Source organism: Xanthomonas hortorum, from assembly GCF_040279205.1.
In the GTDB taxonomy this organism is placed as follows: domain Bacteria; phylum Pseudomonadota; class Gammaproteobacteria; order Xanthomonadales; family Xanthomonadaceae; genus Xanthomonas; species Xanthomonas hortorum_F.
The window spans coordinates 20378-32009 of the sequence record NZ_JBEOLS010000018.1; the positions used below are offsets into that span (position 1 = coordinate 20378).

The following is an 11632-nucleotide window of genomic DNA, read 5'->3' on the forward strand; positions in this document are numbered from 1 at the left end:
CATGTACCTCGCCGTCCTGACCAACCTCGCTCAAGTCCAGAGCTCCACCGTCCTCGCCGTCGGCATCATGATCGGCCTGGCCGCGCTGGGTGCCGGCCTCGGTCTGGCCATCATGGCTGGCAAGTTCCTGGAATCTGCCGCGCGCCAGCCGGAACTGATCCCGGTGCTGCAGGTCCGCATGTTCATCACCGCTGGCCTGATCGACGCCGCGTTCATCATCAGCGTCGCTGTCGGCCTGCTGTTCGCCTTCGCCAACCCGATGGCCCAGGTGTTCATCGAGCGTCTGTCGCAGGCTGCTGGCTGATCCAGCGGTAGCAGGATGTGGAGGCAACCGCGTGCGGTTGTCTCCGCGGATGAAGGTCGGAAAGCGTCGCCATGCGGCGGCGCTTTCACCCCTAAAGAGCGATTGAGCGACCCATGGACATCACCCTTACCATCTTTGCCCAGGCGCTGGCCTTCGCCGGTCTGATCTGGATCGTCGCGACCAAAATCTGGCCGCCGCTGCTGCAGGCGATCGAAGAGCGTCAGCAAAAGATCGCTGAAGGTCTGGCTGCGGCCGATCGCAGTCAGAAGGATCTGGCGCAGGCGCAGGAAAAGGTCAACGAAGCACTGAAGGACGCACGCACCAAGGCCAACGAGATCATCGATCAGGCCCATGCGCGCGCCAACCAGATCATCGAAGCGGCCAAGCACGAGGCAATTGCCGAAGCCAACCGTCAGAAGGATCTGGCGCAGACCGAAATCGACGCATCTGCCACCCGTGCCCGCGAAGAACTGCGCAAGCAGATCTCGGTGCTGGCGGTCAGCGGTGCCGAGAAGCTGCTCAAGCGCGAAATCGATGCCAACGCCCACAAGGCGCTGCTCGACGAGCTGGCGGCGGAGATTTAATCGATGAGCCAGGCCCTCACACTTGCCCGTCCCTACGGCCGTGCCGCGTTTGCGATCGCGCGTGAGGGCGGTACCTTCGCACTCTGGTCCGATGCGCTGGCGTTCTCGGCGCAGGTGGCCGGCGACCCACGCGTGGCTGCATTGCTGCTCAACCCGGCCTTGCGCCAGGAACAGGCAGTGACGTTGCTGGCGCCGTCAACGGCGAGCGAAGACTATCTGCGTTTTCTTGGCCTGCTGGCCGATGCGCAGCGTTTGTCGGTGCTGCCGGAAATCGCAGGCTTGTACGAACAGCTGCGCGCCGAGGCCGAACATGTCGTCAAGGCGACGGTGACCTCGGCAACCGAAATGACCGCGACCGAGCTGGACACGATCGCTGCTGCGCTGAAGAAGCGTTTTGGCCGCGAGGTGGACATCACCACCGCGGTGGATGCTTCGTTGATCGGCGGCGCGGTGATCGACACCGGCGACGTGGTCATCGACGGCTCGCTGAAGGGCAAGCTCGCGCGTCTGCAAAGCTCGCTCGCCCACTGAATTCACATAAACGCATGGCCCTCGCGGCCGGCACCTAGGACTGAACGATGGCAACCACGCTCAACCCCTCCGAAATCAGCGACCTGATCAAGACCCGCATCGAGACGGTCAAGCTGTCCGCGGAGTCGCGCAACGAAGGCTCCGTGACCAGCGTGTCCGACGGCATCGTGCGCATCTTCGGCCTGGCCGACGTGATGCAGGGCGAAATGATCGAACTGCCCAACAACACCTTCGCGCTTGCGCTGAACCTGGAGCGCGATTCGGTCGGCGCCGTGGTGCTGGGCGACTACGAGAACCTGCGCGAAGGCGACGTGGCCAAGACCACCGGCCGCATCCTGGAAGTGCCGGTGGGTCCGGAGCTGCTCGGTCGCGTGGTCAACGCGCTCGGCGAGCCGATCGACGGCAAGGGCCCGCTGGGCGCCACCCAGACCGCACCGGTGGAGCGTGTTGCGCCGGGCGTGATCTGGCGTAAGTCGGTCGACCAGCCGGTGCAGACCGGTTACAAGTCGGTCGATGCGATGATCCCGATCGGCCGCGGCCAGCGCGAGCTGGTCATCGGCGACCGCCAGACCGGCAAGACCGCGCTGGCGATCGATGCGGTGATCAACCAGAAGGGCACCGGCATCAAGTGCGTCTACGTGGCGATCGGCCAGAAGGCCTCGACCGTTGCCAACATCGTGCGCAAGCTCGAAGAGAACGGCGCGCTGGCACACACCGTGGTGGTGGCTGCGACCGCGTCCGAATCGGCCGCAATGCAGTACATCAGCCCCTACGCCGGCTGCACCATGGGCGAATACTTCATGGACCGCGGCGAAGACGCGCTGATCGTGTACGACGATCTGTCCAAGCAGGCCGTGGCCTACCGCCAGATCTCGCTGCTGCTCAAGCGCCCGCCGGGTCGCGAAGCCTATCCGGGCGACGTGTTCTATCTGCATAGCCGTCTGCTCGAGCGCGCTGCGCGCGTGTCCGAGGAATATGTGGAGAAGTTCACCAACGGTGCGGTGACCGGCAAGACCGGTTCGCTGACGGCGCTGCCGATCATCGAAACGCAGGCTGGCGACGTCTCTGCATTCGTGCCCACCAACGTGATTTCGATCACCGACGGCCAGATCTTCCTGGAAACCGACCTGTTCAACGCCGGTATCCGTCCGGCCGTGAACGCCGGTATCTCGGTGTCGCGCGTCGGTGGTGCGGCCCAGACCAAGATCATCAAGAAGCTGTCTGGCGGCATCCGTATCTCACTGGCGCAGTACCGTGAGCTGGCGGCGTTCGCGCAGTTTGCCTCGGATCTGGACGAAACTACCCGCAAGCAGCTCGAGCGCGGTCAGCGCGTCACCGAGCTGATGAAGCAGAAGCAGTACGCGCCGATGTCCATCGCCAACCAGGCGCTGTCGATCTACGCCGTCAACGAGGGCTATCTCGATGAAGTGCCGGTCAACAAGCTGCTGGCGTTCGAAGAAGGCCTGCACGCGCACTTCGCCAACACCCAGGGTGAGCTGATCTCCAAGATCAACACAACCGGCGGTTGGGACAACGACATCGAAGCCGGCTTCAAGAAGGGCATCGAAGAGTTCAAGACCACCGGTAGCTGGTAAGTCAGTAGCCGGGATTTGGGATTGGGCAGTCGGGATTCGTAAGAGCGGTGGTTCGGGGGCTTAGGCCACTCGAAGTACCACTTACGAATCTCCAGATTCAGGTATTCGGGAGTCGTGGTGCGGGATGCGGGAGGCTTTGGCCAATCCCGAATCACCCATCCCGAATCCCACCAGCGAAGCGAGCGAGCAATGGCAGGCGGACGCGAAATCAAAACCAAGATCAAGAGCGTGCAGAACACCCGCAAGGTGACGCGCGCGCTCGAAATGGTCTCGGCCTCCAAGATCCGCAAGGCGCAGGACCGCATGAAGACCTCGCGCCCCTACGCGCAGGCCATGAAGCAGGTGATCGGGCATCTGGCGCAGGCCAGCACCGACTACCAGCATCCGTTCCTGGTCGAGCGCAAGCAGGTCAAGCGGGTCGGTTACATCGTGATCTCTTCCGACCGCGGCCTGGCCGGCGGTCTGAACAACAACCTGTTCCGCAAGATGCTGGGCGAAGTGCGCCCGTGGCAGGAGCAGGGCGCCGAGATCGACGTGGTGACCATCGGTCAGAAGGCCTCGGCGTTCTTCCGCCGCATCAAGGTCAACATGGTTGGCAGCGTCACCCATCTGGGCGACAGCCCGCACATCGAGCAGTTGATCGGTGTGATCAAGGTGATGCTGGATGCCTTCACCGAAGGCAAGGTCGATCGCGTGTATCTGGTCTACAACCGCTTCGTGAACACGATGACCCAGAAGGCCAGCTTCGATCAGCTGCTGCCGTTGCCGGCCGCCGAGCACAAGGTGGCGCATCACGATTGGGATTACCTGTACGAACCCGATGCCGCCAGCGTGCTGGAGCACGTGATGACGCGTTACATCGAGTCGCTGGTGTACCAGGCCGTGCTGGAAAACGTGGCCTCCGAACATGCTGCGCGCATGGTGGCGATGAAGGCCGCCAGCGACAACGCCAACAAGATGATCGGCACCTTGCAACTGGTTTACAACAAGGCGCGTCAGGCGGCGATCACCCAGGAAATTTCGGAAATCGTCAGCGGCGCGGCCGCGGTATAGGCACGGCCGGGATTGGGGATTCGGGATTGGTAGGAGCGCAGCGGATTGCGCCCTTGCGAATCCCCAATCACGAATCCCAAATCACAAAATTCCACGAGATGGCATCTGCCACTCGGACAGAACAAAGCTAACCGGAGCAGCAAAATGAGTCAGGGCAAGATCGTTCAGATCATCGGCGCGGTCGTCGACGTCGAATTCCAGCGCCATGAAGTGCCGAAGGTCTATCACGCGTTGAAGGTTGAAGGCACCGAAATCACCCTGGAAGTGCAGCAGCAGCTCGGCGATGGCGTGGTGCGCACGATTGCGCTCGGCTCCACCGACGGCCTGAAGCGCAACCTGCTGGCCACCAACACCGAGCGCGCGATTTCGGTGCCGGTCGGCGCCGGTACGCTGGGCCGCATCATGGACGTGCTGGGTCGCCCCATCGACGAAGCCGGCGACGTGCAGGCCTCGGACCATTGGGAAATCCATCGCGCTGCGCCGTCGTATGAAGACCAGTCTTCCAGCACCGAGCTGCTGGAGACCGGCATCAAGGTCATCGACCTGATGTGCCCGTTCGCCAAGGGCGGCAAGGTCGGCCTGTTCGGCGGTGCTGGCGTCGGCAAGACCGTCAACATGATGGAACTGATCAACAACATCGCCAAGGCGCACTCGGGTCTGTCCGTGTTTGCTGGCGTGGGCGAGCGTACCCGTGAGGGCAACGACTTCTACCACGAGATGAAGGACTCCAACGTCCTGGACAAGGTCGCGATGGTGTACGGCCAGATGAACGAGCCGCCGGGCAACCGTCTGCGCGTGGCGCTGACCGGCCTGACCATGGCCGAGTACTTCCGCGACGAGAAGGACGAGAACGGCAAGGGCAAGGACGTGCTGCTGTTCGTGGACAACATCTACCGCTACACGCTGGCCGGTACCGAAGTGTCCGCGCTGCTCGGCCGTATGCCGTCGGCAGTGGGTTACCAGCCGACCCTGGCTGAAGAAATGGGCGTGTTGCAGGAACGCATCACCTCGACCAAGAGCGGTTCGATCACCTCGATCCAGGCCGTGTACGTGCCCGCGGACGACCTGACCGACCCGTCGCCGGCGACCACCTTCGCCCACCTGGATTCCACCGTCACGCTGAGCCGTAACATCGCCTCGCTGGGTATCTACCCGGCCGTGGATCCGCTGGATTCCACCAGCCGCCAGATGGACCCGTTGGTGATCGGCCACGAGCACTACGACACCGCCCAGCGCGTGCAGCAGACCTTGCAGAAGTACAAGGAACTGAAGGACATCATCGCGATCCTGGGCATGGACGAGCTGAGCGAAGAAGACAAGCAGTCGGTATCGCGCGCACGCAAGATCGAGCGCTTCTTCAGCCAGCCGTTCCACGTGGCTGAAGTGTTCACCGGCTCGCCGGGCAAGTACGTCTCGCTGAAGGACACCATCCGCGGCTTCAAGGCGATCTGCGATGGCGAGTACGACCACCTGCCGGAGCAGGCGTTCTACATGGTCGGCAGCATCGAAGAAGCCGTCGAGAAAGCCAACAAGATGAGCGCCAAGGCCTGATGTGATCCCAGCCGCTGTGCGGCTGGAATCGGGAATCGGGAATCGGGAATCGTAAAGGCGGGTTGTAGGCGAGTCGGAAATGTGGGAACCAGGAAGCGTACGCAGCCAGCGGCTCTTCCCATTCCCGATTCCCGATTCCCGATTCCCCGCCTCACAGAGTGAGGCACCATGAGCACTATCCGTTGCGACATCGTCAGCGCCGAGAAGGAAATCTTCCACGGTGAGGCGACGCTGGTCGTGGCCACCGGCGAGTTGGGCGAGCTGGGCATTGCGCCCAAGCACGCGCCGCTGATCACGCGCCTGAAGCCGGGCAAGGTGGTGGTCACCACCGCCAGCGGCGAGCAGTTGGACTTCGCCATTTCCGGCGGCATCCTGGAAGTGCAGCCGCAGGTGGTGACCGTGCTGGTCGACACCGCGGTGCGTGCCCAGGACATCGATGAAGCTGCGGTACGCAAGGTCAAGGAAGAGGCCGAACGTCTGCTGGCCAACCGTGGCGACGCGGTGGATGTGGCGGAAGCGCAGCGTCGGTTGGCCGAGGCGACCGTGCAGTTGCAGGCGCTGGAGCGCTTGCGTCGTACGCTGAAGCACTAAACGCACGATGGCGTGCGCCCCCGCGGCGCGTGCAAGCGTGACAACAGATCTACAGCCACACGCAGGTGTGGCACTGGAAACGCCGACCATCGTGTCGGCGTTTTCGTTTTCAGAGATGCGCCTGCGTGGCGCAGCCCACCTGCACCGGGGGAGCAGGCACACTGCGTGCCTTGCGCGATGCCGCCTTCTGCAGGCGGCGCGGCCTCTCACCCATGCACGTTGAGGAACACCCAATGACCCGCACGATCGATGGCTTTCGCAGTTACGCGCTGACCGGCCTGCTGGCCGTCGCACTGCTGGGCTGTGCACTGCCGGCGCGTAGCCAGCCGCCGCTGGATCCGTTGCTGGATCGCATCGTGCAGCGCAATGCGATCGGCGATGCGGTGGCGCTGAGCAAGTGGGACAGCGGCAAGCCGGTGCTGGATCAGACCCGCGAGGCGGCGGTGCTGCAGAGCGTGCGCGATCAGGCCGCTGCGCACGGGCTGGATGCCGAGGATGCGGCGCGGTTCTTTGCGGCGCAGATCGAGGCCAACAAGGCAGTGCAGTACGCACTGTTGAATCACTGGCGCGAACGCGGACGCGCGCCGGACACCGCACGTCCGGATCTGGCGACGTTGCGTGTGCGTCTGGATCAGCTGCAAGGACAATTGCTCGATGCATTGGCCGACGTTGCACCCTTGCGCGCAGCGCCCGGGTGCCCGGCCAGCACCGCGCGTGCAGCAGCGCATTACGCGGCGCAATGGCAGCTGGATGCGCTGCATCGCGCCGCACTGGTACGCAGCCTGGGCGATTTCTGCCGCTGAGTTGAGCGGCATGTATCGGTTGAATACGAACGCAGCAACGCTTGTCGGTTGCTGGTTTCGATGAAACCGATGCTGATTGAAATTCGGCCCGCCACCAGCACCTAAGCGCCGACCCTCCCTTTACGAGGGGGACGCTCTACCGAGCAAGCGATCAGCTAAACCTGTGTTGGCTTGTCTGCACTTGGCGGCGGTACAGATGGCGTTCCCTCCAGCGGAAAGCAGCAACACCGTCATCCGTCACTACGCTAGCGTCAGTGCGCTCGCTCAGCGATACACCACATGCCGGCCAAGAAAAAACGACACGATCGCCAAGCCGCCTTCCACCAGCGGTTTGGCCAGCCAGGCCTGACGCAGGCCGACCAGGTCCACCGTCGCCGACAGCAGCCAGGTGCTGATCAGTGTGAGCACCAGCCACATCACCGCAAAGCGCCGGAAGCGCTGCCAGCCCAGACGTGCACCGCCTTCCTGGGCGAAGGTGTAGCGGCCGTTGAGCCAGAAGCCGAGCACTGCACCGCTGATGCGCCCGAGCAGATTGGCAGGCACTGTCGGCATGCCCGCCGCCGTGGCGGCAATGAAGATGCCGCAATCCACAGCCAATTGCAGGGCGCCAATCAGGGTGAACTGGCTGCCTTGGCGGAACAGACTCATGCGGGCCGGGTGATCGTGAGAGGGCGCTCATGCTAACGGCAGCGGCGCTTAAAAATCGTAATCACCAAAAGACGGCGATGCGGTAACGACGCGCTGCCGAGACAGCGACTAGAATTTGTCCATCTCACGTTTTGGAACGCTTCGATGACTTTGCCCCTGCACGTCGTGATCCTGGCCGCGGGAGAGGGCAAGCGCATGCGCTCGTCCCTGCCCAAGGTGCTGCAGCCGCTTGCCGGCCAGCCGATGCTGGCGCACGTGATCGCCACTGCGCGGCAGTTGCAGCCAGCCGCGATCCATGTGGTGCACGGGCACGGTGGTGAGCAGGTGCAGGCGGCGTTCGCTGCGCAAAGCGATCTGCACTGGGCCGAGCAACGTCAGCAACTGGGCACCGGGCATGCGGCGCAGCAGGCGATGCATGCGATTCCGGACGCAGCCACGGTGCTGGTGTTGTACGGCGATGTGCCGCTGATCCAGTCCAACGACTTGCTGCAACTGCTGCACGCACCCGGGCGCATGGCGGTGCTGGTGGCCGATGTGCCCAATCCCACCGGTTACGGCCGCATCTTGCGCGATGCCGAAGGCAAGGTCGCCGCGATCGTCGAGCAGAAGGATGCCAACGACGAGCAGCGCCGCATCCGCACCATCAACACCGGCATCCTCACCGCCGAGTCCACGGCGCTGCGTCGTTGGCTGAGTGGTTTGTCGAACCAGAATGCGCAGGGCGAGTTCTACCTCACCGATGTGTTTGCCAGCGCCGCGGCCGATTTCACCCCGGCCGACATGGTGCATGTGAGTGATCCGCAGGATGTGGAAGGTGCCAACGACCTGTGGCAACTCGCGCTACTGGAGCGCGCCTGGCAGACACGTGCGGCACGTGCGCTGTGCCTGCGCGGCGTGCGCATGGCCGACCCGGCGCGCGTGGAGCAACGCGGCACGGTGACAGTGGGCAATGACGTGCAACTGGATATCGATGTGATTCTGGAAGGCGAGGTGACGCTGGGCGATGGCGTGGTGATCGGCCCGTTCGTACGGCTGCGCGATGTCACGCTCGGCGCCGGTACCCAGGTACGCGCGCACTGCGATCTGGAAGGCGTGGTGACCGAGGGCGCAGCGATGATCGGCCCGTTCGCGCGGCTACGGCCTGGCACCGTATTAGCCGATGGCGTGCACATCGGTAACTTTGTCGAGACCAAAAAGGTCACGATGGGCGTGGGCAGCAAGGCCAACCATCTGACCTATCTGGGCGATGCGGTGATCGGCAGCAAGGTCAACATCGGCGCCGGCACCATCACCTGCAACTACGACGGGGTGAACAAGTCGCAGACCACCATCGGCGATGGCGCCTTTGTCGGTTCCAACAGCGCACTGGTGGCACCGATAGAGATCGGTGCCATGGCCACCGTCGGCGCGGGTTCGGTGATCACCCGCGATGCGCCTGCCGGGCAGCTTAGCGTCACCCGTGCGCGTCAGACCGTGGTCGAAGGCTGGGAGCGTCCGACCAAAAAGTAGTTCTGGTGTGTGCGGCTCGTTGCACTGCGCTGTATACGTGCTGCGCAGTGACGATACCGACAGACCACGCACGTCACCACCGATCACGAGGTGCCCGATGCAAATGCGACGCTACGCAGTCTTGTTGATGGTGTTCCTGGCAGCGCTGCTGCCCGGCGCGGTATGCGCACAGACCTTGCGGCTGTATCTGGCACCGGATGGCAACGACACCGCAGCAGGCACCAGTGCCTCGACGGCATTGCGCAGTTTGAATGCAGCCCAACAGCGCTTGCTCGAACGGCGCCCCACCGGCGCGGTAGATGTGGTGATTGCCGCAGGCACCTATTTGCGGCAGTCGGTGCAATGGTCATTCACCAACGGGGCGCCCATTCGCTTTATCGCCGCGTCCGACGCTGCCGCGCCACCGTGGTTCGACGGACGCGGTGGCGCGACCTGGTTCACGCTGAAGGGCGGCGGCGATGCTGCCACCCGGCTGACCTTCACCGGGTTGAAGGTCAGCAATTACTGGATGGCAATGGATCTGGGCAGCAGCAAACGCGGCCAGGACGGTAACAGCGGCAACGTGATCCGCAATATGACCTTCGAGCGGATTGGTGGCATCCACGGCAGCAGCAGCGAGGCTGCGTATTCGTTCGCGGCGATCCGGCTGCAGAATTCGCGCGACAATCGCATCGAACGCAATCGCTTCGTGGCCATCGAAAATGACACCAAGACCTCGGGCTTCATCCATGCGCTGTATCTGGCCCGTCACTCCTCCGGCAATCGGATCGAGGGCAATACGTTTATCGACGTCAACGGCGATGCGGTACGCACCCGCGATGCTTCTGACAACACTTACGTGGGTGCCAACCGTTTCGTCAGGGCAGGCAAGTACGCGGCGTTTTCGGACTGGATCAAGCCTGAAGGCGAGTGTCCCTCGCAAGGCGGGCAGTTCTTCGACAACACGGTGGGGGCTGGCTATTACGGCGCGATCGACGCCACGCGAACGACGGGTGCAGACGACGCCTGTGGTGAGTTGAAGAAACCGCGAATCGAAGAGCGTGGCACGCTTCGTGGCGAGTGAAGCCGTTATCAAACGGTTGCTCGCTACAGCTTGCAGCGAACTAACCGGCCACCGCAGACGGCAGCAACAAGGTGACGCATAACCCGCCGTGTTCGCGATTGTGCAGCGAGATGCGTCCGCCATGGGCTTCGGCGATCTCGCGGGTGAGCGCAAGTCCGAGCCCGGTGCCGTTGCGCTTGGTCGAGTAGAACGGCATCAGCGCGTTATGCAGCACGGCCTCGTTCATGCCGTTGCCGCGGTCCAGCACTTCGATGCGTAGCCATTGCGGCACGCGGGTCACGCGCACAGCGACGTCGCTGTTGGGTGGCTGCGCCTCGCTGCAGGCTTCGTGTGCGTTCTTGAGCAGGTTGAGTAATGCCTGTTCGATCTGCGCCGCATCGATGCGGCTGGAGACATCCGCCAGCGCGCCTTGCAGCTGGAAGGGGATCTGTTGCTGCAAACGTTCCAAAAACGGCGCCCATTCGATGGTCTGCAGCTGCGGCTGCGGCAACTTGGCAAAGCGTGCGTAGCCGCGGATGAAGCCTTCCAGATGGCGTGCGCGCTCTTCGATGGTTTCGAACACGATGCCGAGCCGATCGGTGCGTTCGCGACGCAGCAACTCGGCGCCGGAATGCGCCAACGAGGCGATCGGTGCAAGCGAATTGTTCAATTCGTGGCTGATCACACGGATCACCTTCTTCCAGGTCTGCACTTCCTGGCGGCGCAGTTCGTTGGTCAAGGTGCGGATCAACAACAGCTCGTGGCCGCGTCCGTTGAGATGAAAACTGCGGCGGGAGAGGTGATAGATCTGCTCGTCGTCTTCGTCATCGCCGTCTTCGCGCACTGCGAACAGGCAATCGCCGCCGCGTGCGAGTGCATCGCGCAATTCGTTCGGCATGCGACCGAGCACATCGTCCAGATGCTGGCCTTCGAGTTTGCGTCCGTCATGCAGCAGCTTGCGCGCTGCGTTGTTGGAGAAACCAATACGGCGCACGCCATCGCCACCGGCCACCACCAGCAACATCGCCACCGGGGTGTTCTGCAACATGGTGTCGAGCATCAATTCGCGCTGCACCAGATTGCGCCGTTGCGCGCGCAGCACCTCGCCCAGCTCTGCATGCGCCTGCACCAGCTGCGCCAGCTCGTCAGTGCCGCGCCAGTACACGCCGAAGTTGTATTCGCCATCGCGGTAGCTGCTGGTGGTGCCGGCCAATGCGCGGAACAGCGAGCGCATCGGAGCTGTGGCGCGGCTGAGGCTGAACCACATTGCCGACAACAGGACCACCGCCGATAACACCGCCACTTCCCAGCCGCGATCCAGCCAGTACGCGGTAAACCAGGGCAGTGCAGCCGCCAGCGCAAGCACCGGCAACAGCCGCAAAAACAGCGAGAACGTGAAAGAACGCTGCCACATACGGGGA

The 11632-nt window shown here is 63.3% G+C and carries 12 protein-coding genes; 10 read left to right on the top strand and 2 right to left on the bottom strand.

Annotation, left to right across the window (positions count from 1 at the left end):
• Position 1 precedes the first annotated feature (1 nt).
• From atpE to ABS769_RS09435, 8 genes are all read left to right on the top strand, one after another.
• The gene (gene atpE, locus ABS769_RS09400; RefSeq protein ID WP_317060091.1) at positions 2-304 is read left to right on the top strand and encodes a F0F1 ATP synthase subunit C; all 303 of its coding nucleotides are present in this window, start codon (positions 2-4) and stop codon (positions 302-304) included.
• A gap of 113 nt (positions 305-417) precedes the next feature.
• Positions 418-888 carry a F0F1 ATP synthase subunit B gene (locus tag ABS769_RS09405; RefSeq protein ID WP_006450423.1) on the top strand — a complete coding sequence of 157 codons (471 nt, stop codon included), beginning with the start codon at positions 418-420 and terminating at the stop codon, positions 886-888.
• 3 nt (positions 889-891) lie between these two features.
• Positions 892-1419, top strand: a complete 528-nt coding sequence (locus ABS769_RS09410; RefSeq protein WP_317060090.1) for a F0F1 ATP synthase subunit delta — start codon at positions 892-894, stop codon at positions 1417-1419.
• A gap of 47 nt (positions 1420-1466) precedes the next feature.
• On the top strand, positions 1467-3014 hold the full coding sequence (gene atpA / locus ABS769_RS09415) for a F0F1 ATP synthase subunit alpha (RefSeq protein WP_317060088.1): 1548 nt from the start codon (positions 1467-1469) through the stop codon (positions 3012-3014).
• Between the two features lie 189 nt (positions 3015-3203).
• Positions 3204-4067: a F0F1 ATP synthase subunit gamma gene (gene atpG, locus ABS769_RS09420; RefSeq protein WP_317060087.1), complete on the top strand. Its 864-nt coding sequence runs from the start codon at positions 3204-3206 to the stop codon at positions 4065-4067.
• A gap of 144 nt (positions 4068-4211) precedes the next feature.
• Entirely contained in the window at positions 4212-5618 is a 1407-nt protein-coding gene (atpD, locus tag ABS769_RS09425) for a F0F1 ATP synthase subunit beta (RefSeq protein WP_006450427.1), read from the top strand.
• A 168-nt stretch (positions 5619-5786) separates the two neighbouring features.
• Complete coding sequence (locus ABS769_RS09430; protein WP_006450428.1) at positions 5787-6209, top strand: F0F1 ATP synthase subunit epsilon; 423 nt, start codon at positions 5787-5789, stop codon at positions 6207-6209.
• Positions 6210-6442: 233 nt separating this feature from the next.
• Positions 6443-7012 (top strand): chorismate mutase, encoded by a 570-nt coding sequence (locus tag ABS769_RS09435; protein ID WP_317060086.1) that lies wholly within the window; start codon positions 6443-6445, stop codon positions 7010-7012.
• A 264-nt stretch (positions 7013-7276) separates the two neighbouring features.
• On the opposite strand, the gene ABS769_RS09440 is transcribed toward ABS769_RS09435, so the two are convergent.
• Positions 7277-7660 carry a GtrA family protein gene (locus ABS769_RS09440; protein ID WP_168957199.1) on the bottom strand — a complete coding sequence of 128 codons (384 nt, stop codon included), beginning with the start codon at positions 7658-7660 and terminating at the stop codon, positions 7277-7279.
• 144 nt (positions 7661-7804) lie between these two features.
• Here ABS769_RS09440 and glmU point away from each other — a divergent pair, with 144 nt between their 5' ends.
• Together glmU and ABS769_RS09450 are read left to right on the top strand one after the other, a co-directional pair.
• A complete protein-coding gene (glmU, locus tag ABS769_RS09445; protein ID WP_317060079.1) occupies positions 7805-9169 on the top strand; it encodes a bifunctional UDP-N-acetylglucosamine diphosphorylase/glucosamine-1-phosphate N-acetyltransferase GlmU in 1365 nt (454 codons plus the stop codon).
• A gap of 97 nt (positions 9170-9266) precedes the next feature.
• Positions 9267-10232 (top strand): right-handed parallel beta-helix repeat-containing protein, encoded by a 966-nt coding sequence (locus tag ABS769_RS09450; protein ID WP_317060078.1) that lies wholly within the window; start codon positions 9267-9269, stop codon positions 10230-10232.
• 40 nt (positions 10233-10272) lie between these two features.
• On the opposite strand, the gene ABS769_RS09455 is transcribed toward ABS769_RS09450, so the two are convergent.
• A complete protein-coding gene (locus ABS769_RS09455; RefSeq protein WP_317060077.1) occupies positions 10273-11625 on the bottom strand; it encodes a sensor histidine kinase in 1353 nt (450 codons plus the stop codon).
• Between the last annotated feature and the right edge of the window lie 7 nt (positions 11626-11632).